The organism is Gluconobacter sp. P1D12_c, assembly GCF_018812105.1.
Classification (GTDB): domain Bacteria; phylum Pseudomonadota; class Alphaproteobacteria; order Acetobacterales; family Acetobacteraceae; genus Gluconobacter; species Gluconobacter oxydans_A.
In genome coordinates, this window is the sequence record NZ_JACSIQ010000017.1 from 1 (window position 1) to 24,778 (window position 24,778).

The 24,778-nt window shown below is 60.7% G+C and carries 28 protein-coding genes and 1 pseudogene; 24 read left to right on the forward strand and 5 right to left on the reverse strand.

Going from position 1 to position 24,778, the window contains the following annotated elements; all coding sequences use genetic code 11:
- Positions 1-146: 146 nt before the first annotated feature.
- The gene (locus KP705_RS20645) at positions 147-269 is read right to left on the reverse strand and encodes a hypothetical protein (protein WP_256445652.1); all 123 of its coding nucleotides are present in this window, start codon (positions 267-269) and stop codon (positions 147-149) included.
- Here KP705_RS20645 and KP705_RS13810 point away from each other — a divergent pair.
- From KP705_RS13810 to KP705_RS13825, 5 genes are all read left to right on the forward strand, one after another.
- On the forward strand, positions 268-645 hold the full coding sequence (locus KP705_RS13810) for a hypothetical protein (RefSeq protein WP_041240861.1): 378 nt from the start codon (positions 268-270) through the stop codon (positions 643-645). The two genes, KP705_RS20645 and KP705_RS13810, sit on opposite strands and share 2 nt — an antisense overlap.
- Positions 642-842 (forward strand): hypothetical protein, encoded by a 201-nt coding sequence (locus KP705_RS20160; protein WP_015074893.1) that lies wholly within the window; start codon positions 642-644, stop codon positions 840-842. The genes KP705_RS13810 and KP705_RS20160 overlap by 4 nt, the downstream gene beginning before the upstream one ends.
- 54 nt (positions 843-896) lie before the next feature.
- Positions 897-1,613, forward strand: a complete 717-nt coding sequence (locus KP705_RS13815; protein WP_015074894.1) for a phosphoadenosine phosphosulfate reductase family protein — start codon at positions 897-899, stop codon at positions 1,611-1,613.
- A 198-nt stretch (positions 1,614-1,811) separates the two neighbouring features.
- The gene (locus tag KP705_RS13820; RefSeq protein WP_211562381.1) at positions 1,812-2,072 is read left to right on the forward strand and encodes a hypothetical protein; all 261 of its coding nucleotides are present in this window, start codon (positions 1,812-1,814) and stop codon (positions 2,070-2,072) included.
- A 114-nt stretch (positions 2,073-2,186) separates the two neighbouring features.
- Positions 2,187-7,325, forward strand: coding sequence for a DEAD/DEAH box helicase family protein (locus KP705_RS13825; protein ID WP_215764665.1), 5,139 nt, complete (start codon positions 2,187-2,189; stop codon positions 7,323-7,325).
- Positions 7,326-7,820: 495 nt separating this feature from the next.
- On the opposite strand, the gene KP705_RS13830 is transcribed toward KP705_RS13825, so the two are convergent.
- Positions 7,821-8,234 carry a hypothetical protein gene (locus KP705_RS13830; RefSeq protein WP_029495912.1) on the reverse strand — a complete coding sequence of 138 codons (414 nt, stop codon included), beginning with the start codon at positions 8,232-8,234 and terminating at the stop codon, positions 7,821-7,823.
- The gene (locus KP705_RS13835; RefSeq protein ID WP_215764666.1) at positions 8,231-8,485 is read right to left on the reverse strand and encodes a type II toxin-antitoxin system prevent-host-death family antitoxin; all 255 of its coding nucleotides are present in this window, start codon (positions 8,483-8,485) and stop codon (positions 8,231-8,233) included. The genes KP705_RS13830 and KP705_RS13835 overlap by 4 nt, the downstream gene beginning before the upstream one ends.
- A 221-nt stretch (positions 8,486-8,706) precedes the next feature.
- Between KP705_RS13835 and KP705_RS13840 the strand changes: the two genes are divergently transcribed.
- The 16 genes from KP705_RS13840 (at position 8,707) to KP705_RS13915 (ending at position 20,368) form a co-directional block, all read left to right on the forward strand.
- Entirely contained in the window at positions 8,707-10,569 is a 1,863-nt protein-coding gene (locus KP705_RS13840) for a ParB/RepB/Spo0J family partition protein (RefSeq protein WP_215764667.1), read from the forward strand.
- 198 nt (positions 10,570-10,767) lie between these two features.
- Positions 10,768-11,448, forward strand: coding sequence for an LPD29 domain-containing protein (locus tag KP705_RS13845; RefSeq protein ID WP_061507382.1), 681 nt, complete (start codon positions 10,768-10,770; stop codon positions 11,446-11,448).
- A gap of 72 nt (positions 11,449-11,520) precedes the next feature.
- A complete protein-coding gene (locus KP705_RS13850; protein WP_211501616.1) occupies positions 11,521-11,928 on the forward strand; it encodes a hypothetical protein in 408 nt (135 codons plus the stop codon).
- Between the two features lie 196 nt (positions 11,929-12,124).
- Entirely contained in the window at positions 12,125-12,253 is a 129-nt protein-coding gene (locus KP705_RS20650) for a hypothetical protein (protein WP_256445653.1), read from the forward strand.
- Positions 12,254-12,307: 54 nt separating this feature from the next.
- Entirely contained in the window at positions 12,308-12,658 is a 351-nt protein-coding gene (locus KP705_RS13860) for a hypothetical protein (protein WP_211501617.1), read from the forward strand.
- On the forward strand, positions 12,655-13,176 hold the full coding sequence (locus KP705_RS13865; RefSeq protein ID WP_211501618.1) for a hypothetical protein: 522 nt from the start codon (positions 12,655-12,657) through the stop codon (positions 13,174-13,176). The genes KP705_RS13860 and KP705_RS13865 overlap by 4 nt, the downstream gene beginning before the upstream one ends.
- A 26-nt stretch (positions 13,177-13,202) precedes the next feature.
- Entirely contained in the window at positions 13,203-13,553 is a 351-nt protein-coding gene (gene ssb / locus KP705_RS13870) for a single-stranded DNA-binding protein (protein WP_211501619.1), read from the forward strand.
- Positions 13,554-13,645: 92 nt separating this feature from the next.
- The gene (locus KP705_RS13875) at positions 13,646-13,867 is read left to right on the forward strand and encodes a hypothetical protein (RefSeq protein WP_062028029.1); all 222 of its coding nucleotides are present in this window, start codon (positions 13,646-13,648) and stop codon (positions 13,865-13,867) included.
- Positions 13,864-14,034: a hypothetical protein gene (locus KP705_RS13880; RefSeq protein WP_211501620.1), complete on the forward strand. Its 171-nt coding sequence runs from the start codon at positions 13,864-13,866 to the stop codon at positions 14,032-14,034. Before KP705_RS13875 ends, KP705_RS13880 begins: the two co-directional genes overlap by 4 nt.
- A gap of 577 nt (positions 14,035-14,611) precedes the next feature.
- Entirely contained in the window at positions 14,612-15,592 is a 981-nt protein-coding gene (locus tag KP705_RS13885; protein ID WP_215764668.1) for a DUF3991 and TOPRIM domain-containing protein, read from the forward strand.
- Positions 15,589-16,260: a hypothetical protein gene (locus KP705_RS13890; RefSeq protein ID WP_153430514.1), complete on the forward strand. Its 672-nt coding sequence runs from the start codon at positions 15,589-15,591 to the stop codon at positions 16,258-16,260. Before KP705_RS13885 ends, KP705_RS13890 begins: the two co-directional genes overlap by 4 nt.
- Positions 16,257-18,305, forward strand: a complete 2,049-nt coding sequence (locus KP705_RS13895) for an ATP-dependent helicase (protein WP_211510624.1) — start codon at positions 16,257-16,259, stop codon at positions 18,303-18,305. The genes KP705_RS13890 and KP705_RS13895 overlap by 4 nt, the downstream gene beginning before the upstream one ends.
- Positions 18,306-18,587: 282 nt before the next feature.
- Complete coding sequence (locus KP705_RS13900) at positions 18,588-19,085, forward strand: MucR family transcriptional regulator (RefSeq protein WP_015074916.1); 498 nt, start codon at positions 18,588-18,590, stop codon at positions 19,083-19,085.
- Positions 19,086-19,171: 86 nt separating this feature from the next.
- Entirely contained in the window at positions 19,172-19,543 is a 372-nt protein-coding gene (locus tag KP705_RS13905) for a hypothetical protein (protein WP_015074917.1), read from the forward strand.
- The gene (locus KP705_RS13910; protein WP_015074918.1) at positions 19,543-19,935 is read left to right on the forward strand and encodes a hypothetical protein; all 393 of its coding nucleotides are present in this window, start codon (positions 19,543-19,545) and stop codon (positions 19,933-19,935) included. The genes KP705_RS13905 and KP705_RS13910 overlap by 1 nt, the downstream gene beginning before the upstream one ends.
- A gap of 67 nt (positions 19,936-20,002) precedes the next feature.
- Positions 20,003-20,368 carry a hypothetical protein gene (locus tag KP705_RS13915; RefSeq protein ID WP_015074919.1) on the forward strand — a complete coding sequence of 122 codons (366 nt, stop codon included), beginning with the start codon at positions 20,003-20,005 and terminating at the stop codon, positions 20,366-20,368.
- A gap of 11 nt (positions 20,369-20,379) precedes the next feature.
- On the opposite strand, the gene KP705_RS13920 is transcribed toward KP705_RS13915, so the two are convergent.
- On the reverse strand, positions 20,380-20,973 hold the full coding sequence (locus KP705_RS13920) for a nuclease-related domain-containing protein (protein WP_015074920.1): 594 nt from the start codon (positions 20,971-20,973) through the stop codon (positions 20,380-20,382).
- 280 nt (positions 20,974-21,253) lie between these two features.
- On the opposite strand from KP705_RS13920, the gene KP705_RS13925 reads away from it, so the two are divergent.
- The gene (locus tag KP705_RS13925; RefSeq protein ID WP_015074921.1) at positions 21,254-22,030 is read left to right on the forward strand and encodes a hypothetical protein; all 777 of its coding nucleotides are present in this window, start codon (positions 21,254-21,256) and stop codon (positions 22,028-22,030) included.
- A 131-nt stretch (positions 22,031-22,161) separates the two neighbouring features.
- Positions 22,162-22,986: a hypothetical protein gene (locus KP705_RS13930; RefSeq protein ID WP_215764669.1), complete on the forward strand. Its 825-nt coding sequence runs from the start codon at positions 22,162-22,164 to the stop codon at positions 22,984-22,986.
- A 323-nt stretch (positions 22,987-23,309) separates the two neighbouring features.
- Here the strand turns inward: KP705_RS13930 and KP705_RS13935 are convergent, their stop codons facing one another.
- A complete protein-coding gene (locus KP705_RS13935; RefSeq protein WP_015074928.1) occupies positions 23,310-24,344 on the reverse strand; it encodes an IS110 family transposase in 1,035 nt (344 codons plus the stop codon).
- A gap of 231 nt (positions 24,345-24,575) precedes the next feature.
- Between KP705_RS13935 and KP705_RS13940 the strand changes: the two are divergent.
- Positions 24,576-24,778 (forward strand): annotated as a pseudogene (locus tag KP705_RS13940) (hypothetical protein); the annotation flags it as partial.

Here is a 24,778-nt window from a genome sequence, read left to right on the forward strand (position 1 = left end):
AAATGATTGCTACCGGTAGCAATCGGCAGCAACTGGTAGAAGAAAATGAAAATTACAAGAAGAAAAAAGACAAAAGAAAAGAGCTGGCTGGGAGCCGCCCAGTCAGCAACAGGTGGGTCAACGCGTGTCCTCGCCATGCTCGCCGGCTATGCCGCCTGCGCGTGACTGCGGGCCGGGTTGATCCTGCCGCTGCGCGGCACTGTTGCAGTCTGAACAGCCCCCAGCCGGACGCGACGATGTTCAAAAACCAGAAATGGATCGAGCATCATGCGCCGTCATTACCTTCCTTATGTCCCAACACCACGCGGTCGGCCGCCCATGCGCTGGACCGATACGCAGGAGCCCGTATCCTGCCGCAAGTGCAACGAGCACTGGGAAGGTGGCGATCCGGCGCTGACAATCGCCTGCACGGGCTGCAACGCGCCAGCCCATGAGCCCTGCCGTCGCAGTGCGGGCGGCAATGAGCGGGTGTGTGCGTGCCGGGATGAGGCGGCCACCCAGCTTGGACTCCTCTCACGCTGCGAAGGCCTGAGCTGGGACAACCGGCATGTAAAGCCACTCATGCTCCGGGCCGCTCCTGTCCCCACCGCCCTGATGTGCCGCTCTGTCCGGACAGGTGCTCCTGTCAGCAGGTTTGTGCCATGACGCCGGATCTGACCTCCTATGACAGCATCATCGTGGCCGTGTCGGGCGGGAAAGACGGCACCGCCTGCCTCCTTGACCTCCTTGAAGCCGGGGCTCCGAAGGGCCGCCTGGAACTGTGGCACCACGAGGTGGACGGGCAGGGGCCATCCTTCATGGACTGGCCCTCCACCTCGCCCTATGTGAGCGCGCTGGCGTAGGATTTCGGGCTGCCGCTCTGTCGCTCCTGGCGAGAGGGCGGCTTCGAGCGGGAGATGCTCCGCAACGCTGCCCCGACGGCGCCTGTCCTTTTCGAAAGCCCTGACGGGCTGATCCGTACAGGAGGGCAGGGGCCAAACGGCACACGTCTGCGGTTTTCTCAGGTCTCCGCCAGCCTGACGACCCGATGGTGCTCCAGCGTCACCAAGATTGACGTGGCCGATCGCTCCTTGCGCGGGCAGGAGCGCTTTCTGAACCGGCGCACGCTGTTCGTAACGGGCGAGCGGGCCGAAGAAAGCCCCAACCGAGCCCGCTATGCGGCCTTTGAGCCGCACCGCACGGACACGCGACATGGCACCCGCCGTCGCCGGCATGTCGATCACTGGCGGCCGGTTTACCAGTGGAGCGAGGCGCAGGTCTGGGACAGTCTGAAGCGCTGGAACGTGATGCCGGCGCTGCCATACCGCATCGGCTTCTCCAGGCTGTCCTGTGCCACCTGTATTTTTGGCGATGCGCGGCAGTTTGCAACGATCCGCTGGCTCGATCCTGCCCGCTTTGAACGCCTCGTGCAGTACGAGCAGCAGTTCGGCTGCACGATCAAGCGCACCGTCTCTCTGGAGCAGCTCGCGGAGCAGGGGAGGCCGTATGCGGCTGCACTGGCGGCGCCCGATCTGGCCCGCGTGTGCCTGTCGTCGCGGCCGATCCCGACCGTCCTCACACCAGCCTGGGAGTTTCCGGCCGGAGCGTTCGGACAGGGCGCAGGTCCGACCTGAAAAAAAGAAGAAAAAACAGAAGGTTAAAAAAGGAAGAAGAGGGGAGGGGGGCAGCACAGGCCAGCCCGCCCTGCAAGAGGTGGGTCCGTCCGTGTCCTCGCTACGCTGCGGGCCGGGCGGTCCCGACGCTGCGCGTCGCTCTGGCAGGTCGCACTGTCCTGCGCTCGCCGGAGAGGGTCAGGAAAGGAAATAAAGACAATGTCAGACACCCTCGAACGCCCCGCACAGGCCCACGCCTTCGACCTCAAACAGGCCCACGAAGAGGGCTGGACGATCCTCGAAGGCTGCGGACCCGACAATGACGAGACGCGTCTGGTGGGTCTGCATTGCAGCGATCCGCAGGCCTGGTGGCGCGTGGCGCGGAAGGCAGGCGAGGGTTCGACCTACCACCACGAGGCGCTGTCCCGCCTGTCCGAGAACGAGCGCGAGCAGATCCGCCTGCGCTTCGGTCCCCTCTGACCCCGAACTGATCCGGGAGGCCTGACGCCTCTCTCCCCGAACTGATCCTGTTTTCCGGCCCCCCGGTCTGCCTCCGCGCAGCACCGGGCGCTGCCGCTTGTCCGGAGTTTTTCCATGTCCACGTCTCAACTGAGCTTCTTCGACACCTCAGCACTCGGCGGCAGCCAGTCCAATCTGTACTGGGGCGAGCTTCCGGGAGACCGCGCCCTTGAGGAAGCCGCCGCTGCGGCCCAACAGGTAGCAAAAGCCCCGGCCCCGATCCCCGCTGTCCTGCCGAAGGTGGACTTCGCCCTGACCGGAACGCGCGGTCTGGCACAGGGCTGGAAAGAGCGTGCGCGGGACAATCTTGCGGCGATCCGCCTTCTGGCCACGCTTGAAGCAGAAGACCGCAACGCCAGCCCCGACGAGCAGGCTGTCCTCGCCCGCTTCACCGGGTTCGGGGCAGGGGATCTGGCCAACAGCCTGTTCCCGCGTGCTGGCGAAACCTTCCGGGCAGGCTGGGAAGAGATCGGCAGCCAGCTTGAGGAACTGACCAGCCAGCAGGAGCGGGCGGGTCTGGCACGGGCGACACAGTACGCTCATTACACGCCCGAGCTGATCGTCCATGCGATGTGGGATCTAGCCGCACAGATGGGCTTCCGGGGCGGACGCGCGCTGGAACCGGGCTGCGGAACCGGCCTGTTCATGGCGAGCGTGCCCCCGAAGCTGGCCCCGAAAACCGCGTGGACCGCAATCGAGAACGATCCGCTGACGGCCCGGATCACGCGCAAGCTGTTTCCGAACCAGTGGGTCCGGTCCGAGGATTTCACGACGGCCAAGCTGGCGGAACGCTACGATCTGGTCATCGGCAACCCGCCCTTCAGCAACCGCACGGTTCGAGGCACGGACGAGCTGGGCCGCCTTGGCCTGTCCCTGCATGACTACTTCATCGCCCGATCCATCTCCCGTCTGCGTCCCGGAGCGCTGGCGATGTTCGTCACGTCGCGGTGGACGATGGACAAGTCCGATGCCGGCGCACGGCGCACGATGTTCGAGACAGCCGATTTCGTGGGCGGCGTGCGTCTTCCAGCGGGTGCCATGCGCGACGATGCCGGAACCGATGTCGGGGTGGACGTTCTGGTGTTCCGCCGCCGCGCGCCCGGTGAGGATGCAGGCGATGCCACCTGGCTGGACGTGGCTGCGCTGGATGACACCGATCAGGGCGAAGGCCCGCTGCGGATCAACCGCTATTTCGCGGAAAACGGCCAGCAGGTTCTCGGTCGGCATGACTGGACGAGCGGTCAGTTCGGACCCGAATACACCTGCAAGGCCAATCCGCTTCAGATGCTGGACGAGGCCCTGCCGCTCGCCCTTGGCCGTCTCTCTTCGCTGGCCCGCTTCCTGACTCCGCAGACGCTCGATGTTGCGACAGTGCAGGACAATCGCGCCGCCGAGGTCGGAACGGCCGCAGACGGTGCCCTGCTCAAAGAGGGCAGCTACCTCCTGCACAAGGGCGTGCTGCACCAGATCATCGACGGCGAAACCGTGCTGGTGAAGGTGAAGAAAGGCGAGCAGAAGGAAGGGATCTTCCAGAAGCACGCCGCGATCATCAAGGGCCTGATTCCTGTCAGGGATGCGGCCCGGCTCGTGCTTCGGGCACAGGTGGAAAACCTGCCCTACAGCGCCCATCAGGCAGATCTCAAACGCGCGTATCAGGCGTTCAGCCGTCAGTTTGGAGCGATCAACCTCACCAACACCACGACGCGGGTGGATGAGGAGACAGGAGAGGAGAAATCCACACAGCGCCGTCCGAACCTTCAGCCGTTCTATGACGATCCCGATGTGTGGCTGGTCAGCTCGATTGAGGAGTATGACGAGAAGAGCCAGACCGGCCGTCCGGGTCCGATCTTCAGCGAGCGCGTGATCCAGGCGCCGTCCGAGCCCGAGGTTCACGGCGCTCATGATGCGCTGGCGGTCTCCCTGCACGAGACGGGTGGTGTGGACGTCGAGCGCATGGCGGAGCTTCTTGGCCGCCCGGGTGAGGAGGTGCTCGCCGAACTCGGATCCTCGGTCTATCTCGATCCGATCCGCAGCACAGGTGGCCGTGAGGTCTGGGTGACGGCCGACGAGGCCCTGTCAGGGGCGGTCCGCACCAAGCTGGCGCAGGCCCGGGAGGCTGCCGAGCGCGACCGACGCTACCTGCGCAATGTCGCGGCCCTGGAAGAGGCCCAGCCCGAAGACCTGCGCCCGTCTGACATTACGGCCCGTCTCGGAGCCCCGTGGATCCCTGTGCCGGATGTCGAGGCTTTCGTGGCAGAGGTCATGGGGGTCCGCACGACCATTCACCACACGATGGAGGTGGCGACCTGGAGCGTGGACAAGAGCGGGTTTTCCGGCAAGGCGGAGGCCACCTCGGTCTGGGGAACACAGCGCCGCCATGCCGGGGATCTGCTGGACGATGCGCTCAATCAGGCCAGCCCGAARATCTGGGACACCTGGCGCGATGTGAATGGCGAACACCGTGAACTGAATACGAAGGAGACCGAGGCCGCCAAGGAAAAGCTGGCCGCGATCAAGACCGCGTTCGAGACGTGGGTGTGGCAGGACACTGACCGCGCCAAGCGTCTGGTGCGGCTGTATAACGATGCGTTCAACAACCTTGTCCCGCGCACGTTCGACGGCTCCCACCTGAAACTGCCGGGAGCGAGCACGGCCATCAGCCTGCGCGACCATCAGAAGCGGGTGATCTGGCGGATCATCGCCAAGGGCAGCACCTACATGGCCCATGCGGTGGGGTCCGGGAAGACGTTCTCGATGTGCGCGGCCGTGATGGAGCAAAAGCGCCTCGGACTGATCTCCAAGGGCATGATCGTGGTGCCGGGACACTGCCTTGCGCAGATGGCGCGTGAGTTCATGATGCTCTACCCGAACGCCCAGATCCTCGTGGCGGACGAGACCAACTTCGTGAAGGACAAGCGCCAGCGGTTCCTGGCCCGGGCGGCCACGGGGAACTGGGACGCCATTGTCATCACGCATGACGCCTTCAAGTTCGTGCCGGTCGAGAGCGCCTTTGAGCAGGAAATGGTCGAGGACCAGATCGCGTCCTACGAAAGCCTTCTGGAGAATGTGAACCGGGACGACCGTCTGTCGCGCAAGCGCATCGAGCGCCTGAAGGAGGGAATGGAAGCCAAGCTGAAGGCCCTGTCCAGCCGCAAGGATGACATGGTTCATCTCGGCGAGATCGGGGTGGACCAGATCCTCGTGGATGAGGCGCAGCAGTTCCGCAAACTGTCTTTCGGCACGAACCAGTCCGATCTGAAGGGGATCGACCCGAACGGCAGCCAGCGTGCCTGGGATCTGTTCGTGAAAACGCGCTACCTCGCCAAGCGTAATCCCGAGCGCGTGCTGGTGATGGCGTCAGGCTCGCCGATTACCAACACCTTGGGCGAGATGTTCTCGATCCAGCGGTTCATGGACCTGCCAGCCCTTGTCGAGCGTGGTCTGCACGAGTTCGACGCCTGGGCCGCCAGCTTTGGTGAAACCCGCACGGAACTGGAGCTTCAGCCGAGCGGGCTTTACAAGCCGGTCACGCGGTTCTCCGAGTTCGTGAACGTCGCCGACCTGATGGCGATGTATCGCGACTTTGCCGACGTGGTGCAGCAGGACGACCTGCGACGCTACGTCAAACTGCCCGAGATTGCGGGCGGCAGGCGTGAGATCGTCGTGGCCGATAGCGGGGACGCCTTCCGCGAGTATCAGAAGACGCTTGCCGAGCGGATCAAGACGATTGAAGAGCGCACGGGCAAGCCCCAGAAGGGTGACGACATCCTGCTGTCCGTCATCACCGATGCCCGGCACGCTGCCATCGACCTGCGTTTCGTGCGGAACTGGGCGGCGAATGACAACAGCAACAAGCTGAACGTCATGATCCGCAAGGTCTTCCAGATCTGGCAGAACACGTCGGCCAATCGCTACACCGACCCGGAGACAGGACGGGAGTACGAGCTGCCCGGTGCGACGCAGATGGTGTTCTCGGATCTGGGCACGGAATCCGCGCTGGAAACACGCGGTTTCTCGGCTTATCGCTGGATCCGCGACGAGCTGATCCGGATGGGCGTCCCGCGCGACGAGATCGCCTTCATGCAGCACTACAAGAAGAGCACGGCCAAGCAGGCGCTCTTCCGCGACATGAACTCCGGGCGCAAGCGCATCCTGATCGGATCGTCCGCGACCATGGGAACGGGCGTGAATGCGCAGCAGCGCCTGATCGCCCTGCATCATCTCGATGTGCCCTGGCTGGTCTCGGACATCATCCAGCGCGAGGGCCGGATCGAGCGACAGGGCAACCAGAACCCGGTGATCCAGCTCTACGCCTACGCCCTGAAAGGGTCGGTGGACGCGACGAACTGGCAGATGCTGGAGCGCAAGCAGAAGTTCATCTGCCTTGCCATGTCCGGAGACCGGACGATCCGCCGTCTGGAAGACGTGGGGGCGGAAGCCAACCAGTTCGCCATGGCCAAGGCCCTTGCGTCAGGAGATGAACGCCTGATGCAGAAGGCGGGACTGGAGGCCGAGCTCGCGCGTCTGGAGCGCTTGCAGGCCGCCCATCACGACGATCAGTATAATGTCCGTCGCGCCATCGACCGCGCCGAGCGTGACCGTGACACAGCGCAGGCTGTGATCCCGCGTCTTCAGAACGACATCGCACGGCGTGAGCCGACACGCGGTGAAGCGTTCCGGGTGGTGCGCAAGGACCGGGAGATGACCGAGCGTGAGAAGGCCGGTCAGTGGCTTCTCTCGCAGGCCCGCCTTGCGGCGAAGTCCGGGGAGAAAGGCAAGTGGACGCTCGGCACGATCGGCGGCTTCGAGATCCTGTGCGAGACCTGGCGCACCCGCTTTGACGGCGAGGAGACGTGGGACGCAACCCTCGGCCTTGTGCTGGACGGGCGGATCCTCGGCATGGACTTCGATCGCGAGACAAGCCCGGTCGGGCTGGTCAGCCGCATCGAGAACGCATTGCTGCGGTTCGAGGCGGAACTGGCGGACGCACGCCGTCAGGTGGAGGAAGCCGAGCGCAAGCTCCCCGGCTATCGCGCCCGTGTGGGTCTGGCGTTCCCGGAGGCGGCTTTGTTGCAGGAGAAGCGCGAGGCCATGGCGGCCCTTGAGGCGGATCTGGCAGCCGATACGCAACGCCGTAAGGACGCGGAAGAGGCTGAAGCAGCCGAGGCAAAGGCAGCGCTGGAAGATCAGGCCGTGGCCGTAGAGGCCGCCTGATGCTGCCCTTACTGTGTCCGGAATGGACACAGTGAGGGGTTCGAAAAGCAGGCGGGAAAAGAGAGTAAAATTGAAAGGCGCCGCGTCGGAATGTGTCTGGTTATAAAAATTGCAACGACAGCAAAGTTAGTTTCTAGAGGAAAAGGGGACTTCTCCTAAATCAGCTGAAGCATGGGATAAAAAATACTTTTCAATTATGATGTCCCGGACCACCAGGACCCATTCCCATCATTCCAGACTGCTCATATTGGCTAATGTAATCACTGTGACGATGCGTTCTGGGATCATCAGTACTGCTCGCCGCGCAAGCACCAAGAATTAAAAATAGTGTGGTATAAAAAATAGAAATTTTCATTCTATGTGTTCCAATATAATAAACGCGCGAAATTCATTTCCAGTAAATTATGTATAAAGAGGCCTGATGTGAGGCGCAATTAGTAGATTTCTTCCGCATTTGACGAATCTGTGCACTGACAGGAGGAATTGAGCCGCTGTTTATGGATAGCGGGAAACTCGCTTTGCCGTAGGCAAAAGCTCCCGGAATTGTGTCAGTACGGGACGCATGAACGCATCACTGAACTGACCGAGGGATGACGTGTGCTGCAAGTAATACGAGGTAGCGGTCGGATCCAGGTTGTATTCGTCCAACAGGATCCATTGGCGCAATTCCTGATCAAGGCCTGCCCGCTTTTTCTCGGTTGCCGGGACTTCGACTGCAATGCGTGGCCCAGAGGGTTGTTTCGTCGTCAGGGGAAGGAGCAGAACGTATTGACGATCATCACGTCCCACAAAGACTGCGGCCACGGCCGTTGGACGATTTTTGCGTCCTTCTGTTTCGCCACTCCCGCTCTGCCAGTGCCAGAGATAAGGATACCGCAGCACCATGCCGGGCCGGAAAGTCTGGCTCATGGTTCTGTGCGGGTTTCCAGCAGGTACCCGTCAATCGCATTTGCTACGTCGTGAGCCAAATCCTGAGGCATTTCCGTAGTGGCACCGGCAGTACGCTCCGGTGCGCTTCCTACCAATGCCTCGTATTGTTCGACACTCAGCATGACCAACCGTGGTTTGCCGCGCTGATTAATTGAAATTGGCTCTTGCAGGGCACTGGCGATGATGTCTCCGGATTTCCGGGACAAATCGCTTGTCGAGAATGTGCGCATAGCGTTCTCCTTTATTTACATAAAATACAGCATTCACGGATTTGATGCAATTTCTGAAAGAAGTGTGTTCTGAAAGGGTGAAGCAATAAGAGGAAAGGCGGGGCTGTCACGAACCAGCCAGCCGCGCAAGGCTCAGGCCGGGCGCGCTTCGCGCGGCCTTGCGCGGCTGGCTGGCCCGTGACGCGGGAGGGACATCTGAAAAATTATAGAAAGAGCGTCCCATGGCCGAGCTTCGCCGCGTCGATCCGAAAACCCTTGTGCCCAATCCGAACAATCCGCGCTCTTCCATCGGAAGTCTGGAGGAACTGCGCAAGCTGGCCTTGAACATCAGGGCGATCGGCATCCTCCATCCCCCGGCCGTCCGGGAACTGGAAGACGGACGCCTGATGATCGTGGCAGGCCACCGTCGGACGGAAGGCGCCATCTATGCCGGTCTGACCGAGATTGACGTGTATGTCGGCGATCAGAGCGAAGACCTCGATGCCCTGGCCGCCGTCAGCGAGAACTTCGTGCGTCTGGACATGACGGAGCCGGAACAGTGGAACAGCGTCACCCGCCTGCGCGAGCAGCTTGGCTATACAGACCCGCAGGTCTGTGCAGCGCTCATGGTCACGCCGAGCTATCTCAAGCGTCTCAGTCTGCTGGCGAAGCTGCACCCGCCTATTCTGGATGCCATCGCCCTCGGCCGAGGCCCTGACGAGCGGCAGCGCAAAATCATCGCGCAGGCCTCACTGGACGAGCAGCGTGACGCGTGGGCGGAAATGTTTTCCGAAAGCGTCGGAGACGACGAGGATCCGGCCGAGTACCGCGTGAAGGTCGAAGATCCAGAGGACACCGTGGCCTGGGGCGCGCTGGCCCGGAACCTCGAACAGAAGGAATGGTACGCCCGCGATGCCCGGTTCGGCGACGAGCTGGCCCGCAAGCACAACATTGTCTGGATGGAGGATCTGTTTGCCGAAGCCAACACAGACAGCCGCTATACGCTCGATGCCACGGCTTACGCCGCAGCACAGCAGGACTGGCTGGACAATGAGCGGCCCGAAAACTCCATCGTCCTGACTTCTGACGAATACGGATATGCCCGCGCCCCCGAGGGCTTCATCACCATGGGCACCTGGATGGCGACACAGGAGGGGGAGGTCATCGGTTACGGCCTCAATCCTCGAACCCTGAAGATCGTTGAAGAACGCTGCCGTCCTTACAGCGCCGCGAAGGTTGACTACTCGGGCAGCCCTGCCACGCCAGAGGCCCCGAAAGAGCGACCGGACGTCTCCGGGACCGGCCACAAGATGATCGGCGAGATCCGCACCGTTGCCTTGCGCGAGGCCCTCGGTGAGGTGGCCGAGACAGCCGATCCATGGGAGCTGATCGCCGCCCTTCTGCTCGCGCTGGAGGCCGAGAACGTCCGTGTTCATGGCGATGCCAGCGGAAACAACTGGTCAGAGCCAACCGCGCGCACGCTCGCGATGGCTGACCTGTTCCCCGAAGGCAGCCTTGTCCGCGACGAAAAGCTGATCCGCCGCCATGCTGTCGCCGTCCTGCAAAGCATCCTGAACTGCGATGTGTCGATGCACAGCGGCAGCGGTCTGCCCGCGCAGCTCGTGGGCGTTCTGTTCGGTGCCGACCAGAAGATGCCGAGCATGGCCTTTGAGTCGTTCCTCAAATGCTACAGCAAGCCCGGCATTACCAAGGCCGTGCAGGCAGAAGGGCTTGCGCCGCAGAACACCGGCAAGGAGATGCGTGCGGCCCTCATGAACCATGTCGGGGAGGGCCATTGGCTGCCCCAGGTCGCATCGTTTGCGCAGGCGCAGGACGTCTGGACGCAAAAGCAGAAGAAAAAACAGGCGAAGATCCGGGAGCTGGAAAGCGTGGTGGACGATGAGGACCTGGACGAGATGCCTGAAGATGATTTCGATGGAGCAGCCGATGATGAGGCCGACCTGTCGAACGGCCCTGTCGTGCCAGTGACGGAGCCGGACTCAGAAGAGACCTTCTCTCTCGAAGCGCCCGAGCCCGAGCAGTCGGAGCACAACGAGGCCATGCAGTTCATGCGTGACCATCTCGAAATCGTGGTCGTGGCCTGAAGCAGGGAGAGGGAAAAGAAAAGGAAAGGAAAGGAAAGGAAAGGAGGGGAGCTGCCATCGCGCTCCGTCCGGGTCAAAAGGTGGCTCCTCACCGGCTGCGCCGCTTCCGGTGCCGGCGCACGCGCCGCTTTTGACCCGGCCCTCCCGCGCTGACGCTGGAGAAGACATCACGAAAATCCAAAGGAAAAGGATCAGACGATGTTCGTCCCCACTCTTGCTCCCATTCAGGTCGGCACCCGCGTTTATACTCACCTCTACAGCCGGGGAGCCGGAATCGTCATGGCTGTTTACGGCAAGGAAAGCCCGACCACCGTCCGGTCCCTGTCGCGTGGCGGGGCCATCGTGTCGGGTGGGAGCGCCTCCTACGATATCGTCTTTGCCTGTGGCTCGATCTCCCGTCGTCTGCCCGAGGCCATTCTGCGCGGTGTCCAGTGGCGGATCGAAGCCGACAAGAAACTGGCAAGCGCTGAGGAGATCGCCTTCCTCCGCACCCATGCCGAAGAGGTTGAGGCTGAGAAGGTGGCAGCCGAAGCGCGCGCGAAAGCCGAACATGCCGCCGAGGTCGCAGCACTGCGCGTCAATCCGGACTATGCCCATCTGGAACAGGGCGACGACAGCAGCGGCACGCTGGCGGCCAAAAACATCCGCCGGATGCTGAAGAAGGCTTTCCCGAAGGTGAAGTTTTCCGTCCGCAAAAGCCACTACGGCAGTGTGACCGTGCGGACCGAGGAGGATCTGGACGAGACGGCGACCGAAACCCTCCAGGCCATCACTTCGCGGTTCAAGTCCGGATATTACGACTGGCAGTCCGACTGCCACCTGACCAGCAACAGCCCCTGGCAGGACGTGTTCGGCAGCTCCGAATTTGTGAGCGACTGAGCCTCTCTTTTTCCGTTCGCCCTTCAAGGCCGCCCGTTCCGGAGCGGCCTTTTTCAGTTCCGGAGCCCTGACATGCCCGTTTTTATTGTGACGCTCAGCGAGTGCCAGCTTCTCTCCGATCGCGTCAACTTTCACGTCGAGGCCGAGACGGCCGAGGCAGCCGGTCAGCTTGTGCTGGACGCGACGGCCGACGAGCCGAACGAGAGCGGGCTGCGCCCGGTTCGCCTGCCAGACGGTCAGAAGACCGTTCTCGAACCCGGAGACGTGGACGGAAATGAAGTCTCGGTGTCCGTCCGCCCGGTCGATCAGCCGGATGCGGTGGCCACGCAGATCGGCGCGTGCTGGCATCTGGATCTCTCGGCACCTGAAGCGCGCCGCCTTCTTCCCGTCCTGACCGGTGCGGTTGTGGACGAGGACGATTCCGTAACGCGCGCGCTCTGTGCCCGCCTGGCGCGGCAGGTCGCCAATCTCGCGCAGTAGGAGACGGGAAAAGAAAAAGGGGGAAGGGGAAGAAGGAGAGGGCAGGCACCACACCGGAGCCTGTCTGGCAAAGGGTGGGTCGGCCGTCTCCTCGCTGCGCTGCGGGTCGTCCGATCCCGCTGCGTTGCAGCGCCTTTGCCAGCCAGTCTCCGCTGCGGTCGCCGGAAGAGGTCATGAAAGAAAACAGGAGAATGACATGGCCGACATTTCCGATCTTCGCCCCCGCAACCGCACGGAATGGCTCGAACTCGCAGGGTTCGTAGCGGGCGTCGCGCTGTTCGCAGCCTTCATCGTTCTGGTGGTGGTGCTTCCCGCCTTTCTCTGACCGATCCGAGATCAGCCGCCCTCACGGGCGGCCCTGTCCTGTGTGGAGATCACCATGCCGACATACACTCTGGCTGCCATCCCTGCGGCCTCTCACGGGAGCCTCATCTCCTGTTCGTCCCCTGACCGCTACAGACAGACACGGATCGAAGCGGCTGACCTTGCGGAAATCCGGGTGGCAGTAGCCGCATACGGTGCACGCCTGCACGACGACTACCCGGAAGACTCCTTTCTCGTGTCTGTGACACCCGAGCGTGGGAGCGATCATCCCGAGGGCTTCTGCGACGCCCGCTGGAAAGGCTCCCTCGGGACCGAGCAGTGGATCAGGACGATCCCTGAGGAGACGCCGTTCAAAGCCTACCTCGCCGAGGTCGAGGCGATGCTTGAGCGCGAGGTGCAGTCATGAACGGCCCGGAGCCAGCGTCCATCGCGTGTCCGTCGCTGCGACGGCCTCCGATCCAGCCTCAGGGCCTCACCGCAACGCAGTTCAGCGACACAGCCGAGAAAGCGAAAATCGGCAATGCGCTGCTGGCCTTCATCGCACGCGGGTTTCCGCAGAGCGCGTGGAACCGCACGCTTTACAACCGCCTGAGCCAGATGTTCGGGCATATCGCCCATTTCGACATCCATGGCTTCTGGGGGGCGCAGTTCTCCACGACACAGGCGCGTCTGGGCTTCCTGCGTGGCATCGCCCTGTACCGCTGTTATGGCGATCCGGCCTGGACCTGGTCGGACGTCGAACGCGACATCCGCGAGCGCATCATCGGCAGCGGGCTGATCGACGCTTACACACGCGCCCTTGCCGCCGAGCAGGAGGCACGCGACCGGGCCGATCTGGCCCGTCTGGCACAGCGCTTCCGGATCGCCCTGCCATCCGAACACCAGCCTCTCCCTGCCGCGCCCGTGCAGGCCGAGCTTTTCTGACACGGGCCAGAGAAAAGGACAGACCAATGGTTCAGACCCTCAGCCTTGCCATCGTCATTGGCAACCTTGGTGCGGATCCCGAGATCCGCACAGGGCAGGACGGACACCGCGTGGCCCTCTTCCGTCTGGCGACGGACAGCCACCGGACCGACACGCACACCGGTCGTCGCGTCCCGCAGACCGTGTGGCACAGGATCGTCTGCCACAACGACTTTCTGACAGATCTTCTGGAGCGACGCGCCCGCAAGGGCCAGCTCGTGTTCGTACGCGGCGCTTACGAACCCCGTCCCCGCACAGATCAGGCGCCCCCTGAGACCGAGATCGTCGTGAGCGCCCAGGACGGGGATGTGATGATCCTTAGCGATCCGGGACGCTGACGTCCTTTTTCTTCGAAACACGCACGCAAACCGGCCCTGGAGCCGGTCTTTTTATACCCGCTTCCTGAAGGAGGCGGGTTTCAGGAGGCTTTATGTTCTATTCGACGCCCGCTCCCCTCACAGTCCCTCGCAGTCAGGCGCGCGCCCTGAGTGTGCGCCTCATGGCAGAGGCCGTGTTCCTGGAAGACACGGATCAGTCCCTCATGCTGCCATCGCGCCTGACGGCCGGTTTCCGCCGCAAGGCCGCGACGCTGCGCCGCCGCTCGCAGGAGAAGCTCCTGGACAGCCTCGATCGTCCGGAAGGTGTGGCATGAGGACGGCGACGGTGGACCGCCGCGCGTATTCACGCCGTTTCTGGGACGGAAAAACGCGGTTCTCACAGGCCGTGAGACGCACACTGGCGGAGCTGGAGCGACAGAAAGGGCAGACGAAGAAGGACGAAGACGGGATGGCCGACACAGGGCCTTCGAAAAAAAGCTGAGGCCGGGGGGCATCAGTCGCAGATGGCACGGGCAGGCTGGTGACACTTCTTGAAGGATCCGTTCATGCCGTATCATCAGACGTTGCCGCTTCAACCACCCCTTGCGGGGTGGCACGGAGCTGTGTTCCGACCTCGCCGTCATGCGATCAGTGTGACAGTCACGGTCCGAGGGTCTCAAGACAACCCTTCGGGCTCCAGACCGCGTCTTTCGTCAAAAGAGGGCCGCGTTCATCGCAGGACGTTGTCCCGCGCCGCCCGCAACCCGCTTTTGCCGATCCGCAGTCTTCCGGTCCTGACACCCTCGGCCCGCAACTGTCGTGTTCCTGGCAGGACGGGACGAGAAAAACGTCTCCACACATCTCCTTTCAGCGGCAACACCGGGGGCTGCGCTGCCCCCGAGACCCCCGCAGGACGAACAAGAAAAACTGGTTTTTGTCGCTCTGGACGCAAGAACTATTTCAATAAATCAAGTAAATATATTGCACGTTATTCCGTTGTATTCAGTGGATATTGTGACGGTAATTTACTATACTTTCCAAAGATCGAAAGTAACGGACGTTCCGGAGGATTTTCCGTCATGGCTTACCAGAACTCGCCTCAGCAGATGAACGACGAACTCCAGAAGTTTCGTGACGAGATCAGTTGCATCGTTGTTCTGGAAAATGCCGGTTACAGGTTCGCCCGGTCCGAAAGTTCCGCCCGACACATGCGCTTTCGTCGCCAGAAGGGCGAGAGCATCATCGTGACCCATGGTGGCAAGGGCTGGTGGGATCCGCACAATTCCTCTTCGATCGTCAAAGGCTCGGTCATCGACCTGGTCCGGTTTCTCAATCCGGGAATGTCCCTTGGCAACGCACGCGTTGAACTCCGTGGAATGCTGGGCCTGACGCCGAGCGGGGCCGAGTACGTGGCGGAACCGAAGGAGCGCAAGCCCGCGCGTGATCCGAAATATATGTGGAAGAACCGTCAGGCTCCCCATCCGGGGTCGGCCGCCTGGACCTATCTGACCCGCGACCGTGCGTTGCCGGAGAGCATCATTCATCTTGCGATCCAGCAGGGTCTTCTGCGTGAGGGCATGAAGGGCACGGCCTGGTTCGCCCATAGCAACAACGCAGGCGAGCTGACCGGCATGGAGATGCGCGGGCCGGAATATCGCGGCTTTTCCTCGGGCGGCGGTGGCAAGATGCTCTTTCGGATGAGGACTGGCGAAAAAGGGGAAACGCCCGTTCGTCTGGTCATCGGTGAGTCTGCCATCGACGTGTTGTCCTATGCAGCCATGGACCCGTTCAATTTCGAACCCAGCCTGTATGTCTCAACAGGTGGCGGCATGAGTCCCGAGGCCCTAGAGGAGTTTCGTGCTCTTCTCGGCACCATTGAGGCAGGCGGCCGTGTCATGATTGCCGTGGATTGCGATGCACAGGGCGACCGTTACGAAGATATCTATGCACCCATGATCCGTGAGGCCGGGCTGAAACCCCTGCGCTACTCGCCGAGTGCCAGGGACAAGGACTGGAACGCGGTCCTGCAGCGCCGCGCCCGTCAGGACGTGGCCGCATGAAACAGAGTAAATCCCGTCTGAGCTGGCAGGCCGTCACGCTGATCCTGTGGCGGCAGGACACGGAGGCCATGAAGGTCTGGAAGCGTGCCGGGGTGGGATCCTCTGCCCCTGAGGTCTTCTGCGAGGCGCAGACGCCCGAGGGTCTGGTGCAGGGTGTCGTGATCGGCGGTGATCGCCTGAATGACGCCTGGGACCGCGACGGCGAGCTGATCGTCTTCACCCGCAAGTCCACGATCGTCCGTCTGAACGGACCTGAACTCCCAACGCTCACTTTGTCAGCCTGCCCCAAGGCTTTTGAGGACGTCATGATGTATAACGACACCCGATCAACGGCCCGCCAGCATATCGACCAGATGGTTCTCAAGAGCGGCCTGACCTTCAACATGCTGGGCCACGAAAAGGCCTCTGCGATCTGGATGGATCATGCGCGCCGCCTCGGCTGTACGGATCCTGAAGCGCCGGAGATGCCGGTCCCGCATCAGCTTGTGTGGCTGGGCAGCGGCCTGAACCGCGCCCTGGCCCTCGTCATTGCCGGGCGTTGGGACGGCCCTCATGAGGGCTTCAATCTCTATCATCCGCTGACCCTCTTTACTGACAGCAGCAATGTCGTGGCCGTCGAGGATCCGGTGGCGTCTGAAGTCTATCCGGTTGAGCAGGTGCCCGCATGAGCGTCTATCCCCAAACCCTCGCACCCGTACTGGATCCGCTGACCCCTGTGCAGCGTGAGGCCGCCATGGCGCTTGGCCGCGTGCTGGTGCTGGCTGGGGCGGGAACGGGAAAAACAAAGACGCTTACGGCTGGTGTGGCCTGCCGGATTCAGATGTATGGGATGCGCCCGTCACAGATCCTGTGTGTGACCTTTACCAACAAGGCTGCTCAGGAAATGCGCGAGCGCATCACGAGCGTCTTAGGCGAGGGACAGGCTCCATTCTGGCTTGGCACCTTTCACGGCCTCGGCGCGCGGCAGCTCCGGGCGGAGCCTGAGGTGGCGCAGTTGCACCCGGGCTTTGACATCCGCGACGCAGATGATGCCACGGCGCTGATCCGTCGTCTCATGAAGGCCATGGACCCGGAGACTGTGCCCGAACCGGACACAGGCAAGAAGTGTGACGTCCGGCAGGTCAAAAAGATGGGCGAGCGGATCGGGCATCTGAAGGAGAACCTCGTGACACCTGAGGCCGCACCGGCCTGGGTGCGCGGGCTGATCGAGCGCCGCCGTGCAGCGCGTCAGATGGTCGATGTTGAAGGCTGGGAGTTTGCGGTCCGGCTTTACCAGATCTATCAGGCCACCCTGCGCGAGCAGAATGCCGCCGATTTCTCGGACCTGCTGATGTGGCCAACGCTTGCGCTGATGAATGACCGATCCTATCGTGACAGGTGGTCGCAGCGCTTCACGTCCGTGATGGCCGATGAGTTTCAGGACGTGAACCGTGCGCAGATGCTGTGGCTCACCTATATGTCTGAATACTCACGGGAACTCTTTGCCGTGGGCGATGATTCGCAATCAATATATTCTTGGCGTGGGGCCAAAATTGGCTTTATCCGGAACTTCGTTCGGGAGTTTGACGGGGCCAGACTTTTCAAGCTCGAAGAGAACTTCCGCTCGACGCATCATATCCTCCAGGCTGCCAACGCCATCATCGCGCGAGACCCGGGCCGGATCCCGAAGACGCTGTTTACCCAGAAGGGCGACGGTCAGAAGATTGAGGTGCTCTCCTACGATTATGCGTCAGATGAGGCCGACGCGATTGCAGCCGAGATGGGACGTCGTGCGGCAGAAGGTGTCGCCTGGCATGACATGGCGATGATCTACCGGATCAACCGTCTGTCCCGTTCTCTGGAAGAAGCGCTGCTCAAGGCGCGCATCCCCTACGAGATCATCGGCGATGTCGGCTTCTATCATCGCGCCGTGGTGAAGGACGCGCTCGCTTTCCTGATGCTGGCGGCCTGCTCTGACAGTCGCCAGTCCGATGAGGCGTTCCGGCGCGTGGCCAATGTGCCCAGGCGCGGCCTTGGCGCCAAGGCGCTTGGCCAGATCGAGCAGGAGGCTCAGGATCGCGGCCTCAGCCTGTGTGCGGCCGTCACCACGGCAACGCTTCCGGCCAAGGTGCGTGACAGCCTGCTTGCCTTCCGTGAGACGGTCTCCCGGATCGGGCAGATCCCGGACATGCGGCTTTGCGATCGCCTCGATACGCTTCTGAAAGAGACGGGCTATTATACGATGTGGCGGGAGGCCGCATCCGAAGAGGGGGAGACGGCCTTGCAGAACCTGTCCGAGCTGGTCGGGCTGGCCGAGGGCTTTACCCGGCTTCAGGATCTTCTGGAGCACGCAGCCCTTGCCACGGCCTCACCGAATGAGCGCGGACGCGACCGGGTGCAGCTCATGACCATGCATCGGGCCAAAGGTCTGGAGTTTCCCCACGTCTTCCTGCCAGCCTGGGAGGAGACAGTCTTTCCGGGGATGGGCGAGCGCAATTATGAGGAAGAGCGCCGTCTGGCCTATGTGTCGCTGACCCGTGCCATGCAGCAGGCCACGATCAGCAGTGTCGGCTATCGTCAGGGTGTTTCAGCGAGGCCGTCAGGCTTCATTGAGGAAATCCCAGCCGAGCATCGCGTGACGGGCTGGCTGCGCCAGCAGGGGCAATCGAAGAGAAGAGAGACAGGGGGCCGGTTCCGGCACACGGCGGCCGCTCTTGATGCCATGGGGTTTTAAGGGATGTCCGATCATCACAGTCCTGACGACAGGCCTTACATCTCTCAGCGGCCCAGGACGAAGTCCGGCTGGCTTTATGACTGCGAGGTTTGCGGGAAGGGCGCAGCTTTCGGGTTCACCGGAACAAAGGGCGATACACACTATTGCTCCGAGCACCGTCATCTGGGACGAGGCGTGGCTCCGGCCCCCATGCCGCGAACCACGCGGCCGCAGTGACCTGTCAGGTTATCTTTCGTATAGGGTGCGATCCTGCACAGTCGAAATTTGAAAAGGGAATTTGCAATGACCTCAAATAGTGAGACAGATTTTCGGCGTCTGACAGCCAATATTGTGGAAAGCTATGTGAGTGCCCATGAACTTCCCGCAGAGCAGATTTCTGATTTGATCCGCAGTGTTCATACAGCCCTTGCGTCGGCCGGCCAGCCGCCGGAGCCAGAACCAGTTGAGCTGGTCCCGGCCGTCCATCCGAAGCGGTCCGTGTTCGAGGACTACATCATCTGTCTCGAAGACGGAAAGAAGCTGAAGATGCTCAAGCGCCATCTCAAGAGCGTCTATAATCTCACCCCGGATGAGTACCGCTCAAAATGGGGACTGCCGTCCAACTATCCCATGACGGCGCCAGGATATTCACGGCATCGGACCGAGCTGGCGCATCAGATCGGTCTTGGGACCGCGAAGGGTGGTCGGAGCCAGCCTACACCTGAGCCCGAAGAGACCGAGCCTGAGGTGCCTGTGCGGAAAATCCCGGAGAAGCGTCGCGGACGCCCTGCAAAGGGCTGAGTCTCTTTTAGGAAGTCGCAGAAGCGGTCTTTACCTTTGCGGGGTAAAGGGATCTTTTCAGATCCAATGAACCGCAAGGACAGACCGTGACCCGCCTTCTTTCTTCTCTCGCCCTGGCAGCCGGCCTCACGGCCGCTGCCCTTTCGCCAGCCATGGCCCTCGATCCCGCGCTTGGGAGTATGGGGATTGCGACCCCGTCACCCGTGGCCGGAGGCCATGCGGCCTCTGTCCGAACCACATTTGAAGCCATCCCTGACAGTCTTCAGGATCTTCTGAACAAGAATTATCTCATCCATTCCAGCGCAGGCGAGGAGGGCAATATCCTGATCCTCCAGAAGGATAATGGTGCGGCACAGCCTTACACCTGGGTGCGGTGCGAGCTGCTCGGCGATCATAATGGCAATACGCGTCTGACCTTCAGTCAGCATGTGACCTCCACCTGCTGGAAGCTGAACTGATGTGTGATGCGATGCCGGTCTCAAAGACCGGGCCTTTTCGTCCGCAGACCCAGCAGGTTGTGGATGCGCTGAACACGGCCTTTCCTGGCCAGTATGCAGGTGTCTGCAAGGCCTCTGATCTGTCGTCCGAGGCCGAGGAGGAGCACGACGACGATCTTGAAGAAGACGGCCTGCTCAGCGATTTCGTCTTTCTGTCGGATGGATGGGCTGTGCGGGTCGATTACGATCCCGAAGATCCGGATATCTGCCTGGGCCTGTCGGCTGGCAGCACGGAGGCACCGGCTGAAGGTCTGGAAGTCGATCTTGATGACGGTGAGGAAATTCCGGATGGCGTCCTGAAAGACGTCACCGACTTTATTGACGAACAACGGCAGGCGTCGGCAAAACACTGACCTGTCGCGATAAGGGAGACCCCTCTGTGGCTTTCCTTATCCATCTCAGCAAGGAAGGACTGGCCGCGTGACTGGTGAACCGATCTATCCCGCCCCCTGCACATATGAGAGCCTGACCGAGCAGCAGAAAGAGGCTGTTGGTCAGTTCATGTCAGAGCGTTTGAAGCAGAAAACCCGAGGTATTCTCCCGGGAACGCTGCATACGGTGGTCGAAAAAGGGCGGATTCATGCGTTCGTCTCCTGGGACGAGCATCATGTTTATGAAGTCAGCCCGATCACCAGCCTTCGCCTGGTGCTCGATCCTGATGGGCGCCCTTTGGGCTGCCCGAAAGACGGGCTTCTCTATCTCTCCGACGTTAGCGGGGAGGTGGTGGTCAGGATCCTGCCGACAACCCGGTATACAGCGGCCGCCATCGGTATTGCCGTGGAATAAGACGCTATCGCCTATCTCTTCGTGTGATGGGCGACGCGCACGATCCTCTGCCACAAGCCCATCATCAGTCCTGACGCCTCTCCGCAGTTGTGTCGCAGTTCGTCGGCGAGGGCGTTCGGGGTTCTGACACAGGCCTGAAGGGCCGGGCTGACGCTAGCGCGCCCTGTCAGGACCACGCGATTCAGGATCTCCACATCCAGACAGGCCTGTGACGTCACAGCGCGGACGGCTGCGCAATGGCCCGCATTCTGGCGAAGAGGGCTGTAGATCAGCCGGCCCTCTTCTTCTTTGCCTAAACGTTGGCGCCAGTATTCGTCATTTGGATGCCCGCTCAGATGGCCCGCATAGTGCTTGGTCTCGATGACCATGAGGGCACGGGGCAATAGGACGAGATGGTCGATCTGGGTTGTGCCTTCCCCCGAGGCTTTAGGTAGATGAACGTCGTGGAGACTGGGCTGTCCGAGTTCGTTCAGGAGGGTTCGGATCCTGTCTTCGCCTTTCGCACCTTTGAGTTCGGCCTGAAGGCTCTTCCAGGCCGCGTGCGCAGTGTCACTGCGCTCGATGCGGGACGGGCCGCCACGCGGCCTTACTCTCAGGCGGACCATAAACGGCGACCCTCAAAAGAGGCTAAAACTGACATACGGGCTCTCCGGCTATTCAGCGATCGGAGAGACCTTATGTGTTCAGTCTGCGACTTGAGTGTGCTTTCGTTATGCAACCTGCATTTTGGATCAAGGCACTGATCAACTTGGAAATAGCGAATGCTAAGGAAGATTTTCATCGGTAAATATTATAATAATAGCTAGTTTTTGTACTTCTGTTAATCAATTTAACTTAGAATAAAATAGATTAAGACTCCACCAAAATAAGTTCAGGACTATTGATATGACTGGGAAAATCTTTTTTCGATTTCTACGAAATAGCTTTGGCGAGGCTTTCTTGGGAAGCCGTACTGACCTGCCTTCTGCCAAAGCGCCTTGGTTGGATAGTATGGAGCTTTATCCAGAAGCCGCCAAACTAACTGAGGAATATATTTCACGGGTTTCGGAAAGCCGCATCGAGATCTGGGATCATATCCGTCCAGCACTTCCCGCTACAGGAGTGACGTTGGGATGGGTGATTATTGCTGGTATCGTGAGCTATGTTGCGCCCTTTGGATCGCAACAGTTCGTGCATCCAGTCGCCGACAAGATTGGTATGGTGATGGCGTGGGCAATGGTTGGCGCGGCTGTTTTTATTGTTGCCGAACTGTGGCGTTCTCTTCCTGCCAAACCCCTGCAAAGTGACTACGAGCCTGAACGCCGCTTGGCTGATTGCTGGGAACATATCCTGACCTGCGGTGTGATGACAGATGAACGGGCAGTCAAGGTCATCAGATCAGCCCTAACACGTCATGAATACACAATGTCGCTTCTGGCGACCCGGGAGGCATTCAAGCGGCGATCAAAGCTTGTGTGGCTGATCTGGGGTCAGATTGCAGGGTTGTTCGCCATTTTGATGATGGGCTTCAGCGTCTATCAATACGCCTCAGTACATCCAGAATGTATTTTGCCGCATAATGCGACCATCGAGCAGAAGAAGATCATGCAGAAATGCATAGACGATGTTAACGCAAAACAGCAGAAATCTGCGCCTCAGACGACACAACGACAAGTGGGATAGGAGCATAAACCGCCACAGGCCGTCTGGCCGCCACAATGGTTCGGCCGTACGCGGCCCGCGCCCTGGAGGGCGCGCCATTGTCCCGTCCAGCCGTCTGCGCCTCGCAGGGAAGCATCTGAAAAAAGAAAAGGATGTTTTCCGTGGCTACTGCCGTCACAACAGTCTTCACACTCACCGGCCCGCAGGATCGTCTGCGCCAGATCGCCGAAGAGCGCGCCTACCGGACCTGCGCACCGGACCAGATGGCGTGGGAGAACGACACCACACTGGTGATGACCCTCGAAAACGGCATCGGCACGTCCTTCCTCCGTCACGGAGACGGGCTGTCCGACGACTATCCGGACGTCAGTATCCGGGGCATGGAGTATTTCGACACCTGCGATGATCCGGGCTTTGCCAAATGGCAGGGCGGTCAGCTCGTGTATGAAGCAGACCTCATCACCGTTTTCTCGATCCTGTTTCCAACGGATCCTTCGAGAGACTGGGCGGGCTGTAGCGCTAGCTTCTGGCACAGGTCTCAGCCTCTCTCGGCGGCCATAGCTGAGAACTGCCCGGACTTTGACCTGATGCCGTTGCGGAAACTGGCAGGGCCAGCGCCCGGATGGGTTCAGACCTCGGATGGCTTCGCCACCCTTGTCCTTCGGCTGCCCTCAACACCCGATGCGCAGGATGGTCTCGGCGTGATCTTCTATCCGGGGATCGGCAAAAGCACCCTGCTGACAGGTATCGACCGCTTCGGCGGCGTGGCCCTGTTTAGGCGTCAAGCTTATGGACAGATAAGCGCACAGTGTCCCGAACTGCGTGCTGTCCTGCGAGAGTGCTGGAAGGCTGACGAGAAGAAAAGGCGCAAGGCCCGTCAGGAGCAGAAGGTGCTGAGGAGGAGATGGAAGAAGGCAGAGCAGGAGAGAGGGGATAATGTGTTTTCTTTCTTCGATACTGACTCGTGGGTGATGTGAAGGGCAGAAGAAAAGAAGGATCGGGGTGGCCCTGACGGGTTCGCGCGCTCTTGTGTGAACGGCCTCTATGGCGCAAGGAAAATCTTGTCTTGAAACATACGGAACTGGTGCTCTCATGTGTCCGGCCTTTTTGTGCAGCCACTAGGGCCGCTGGCCATGATGAAGTCCGCGAACAGAAAACCTAAAACAATTCCACGCGCTTTAATGGCGCAAGAGCGAGCACGGTTTTATTCTGTTCCCGAAGCAGTCCGGTCTGTCATCAAAACTCAACACTCCCGCACATCTACCAGATCATCAAATGATGACTGGCTTTGTCTCTGATCTTAGCAAACGGCACACGGAACTGCCGAGGTGCCACGATATGTCTCGGCGCGGCTCATAAGAGCCCATGCAATCCTTGCTGTCTTGTTAGCCAATGCGACAGAGACAACGCGTCCAGGCTTTTTCTCCCGAAGCATCTGGCCCCAGAGATGACTGGGTGTTTTTTTACGATCTATGCGCAGGAGAGCAGTAACGCCTACGACAAGTAACCTGCGAATATACCCGTTACCGGCCTTGGTTATGCGCCCAAGCGTATCTTTGCCACCTGAGCCATGAACACGAGGTGTTAAACCAAGCCATGCAGAGAAATGTCTTCCCGACCGAAAAAGCTTTGGGTCCGGAACAGACGCTGCGATAGCGCTCGCGACAATCGGACCGATCCCTGGGACGGTCGCAAGTCGCATACTGTTTTCGTTATTACGATGCCATTGCAGGATCCTGTCATCCAGTTTTTCAATCTGGGTCTGTATCATACGAAGCTGATCTAGAAAGGCATGTGCGACGGTTCGTATTTCATTCGGCCACGAGTCTTGATTTTCATGGACAAGGCCTCCGAGAGACTTGGCGCCGACAACTCCTTTGGGAGCAATGAGACCAATTTCACTCAAATGTCCTCGAAGAGCATTGATGAGCATGGTCTTCTGCTTCACCAGCAAGTCTCGACTGCTGTGCAACATCAGAACAGACTGTTGTTCTACAGATTTGACAGGAACAAACTGCATGGTCGGTCGTGTGACGGCTTCACAGATGGCCTCGGCATCGCGCGCATCTGTTTTTCCGCGTTTGAGGTAAGGCTTGACGTAGTTTGGTGGCATCAGTCTGACCGTATGTCCCAAAGCTTTGAACTCGCGTGCCCAATAATGGGCTGACCCGCACGCTTCCATACCAATGAGGCATGGCGGAAGTTTCTGAAAAAATTTTAGGAGCTCGGCGCGTCTCAGTTGACGCTTGAGGACAGGCAATCCCTGCTGGTTAACAGCGTGGATTTGAAAAACAGATTTGGCGAGATCAAGACCGATAACTGCAATGTCTGTCATTGTTCTTCTCCGGATGCCCTGACTGGCAACGGCACCCTAGCACTAAAGTAAGGCATAGAGGCCGTTCACCACATCAATTCCGCTAGGCTCCTGCGTCGCCAAGCTCCACCGAGACCCGACGTCCAGCCGCCCTCAACCGGGCGTCTGGCCCTCGGGTCTCGGCCCTTCCGGGTAACGGCTTGCCCGCGTTCTTTTCCGATGACGGACGGTCCTGGTCTGGGGGATCTGTCCGTGAGACGGCTCCTCAACCTCCCCGGCCAGTCCTGCGGACCGTCCGGGGAGGCACGTTCCACGACGGCGGCCTCGCATCCAGCGTTCAGTCTGACAGTCGCCGTGCCAGTCCGTAAAGCCACTGCGCGACCCTCGGCGGCAGGTGTCAGGCCCGCGTCTGCTGCAGGGCCGCACGCGACCCCGCATCAGCCGCAAGCCTGCCC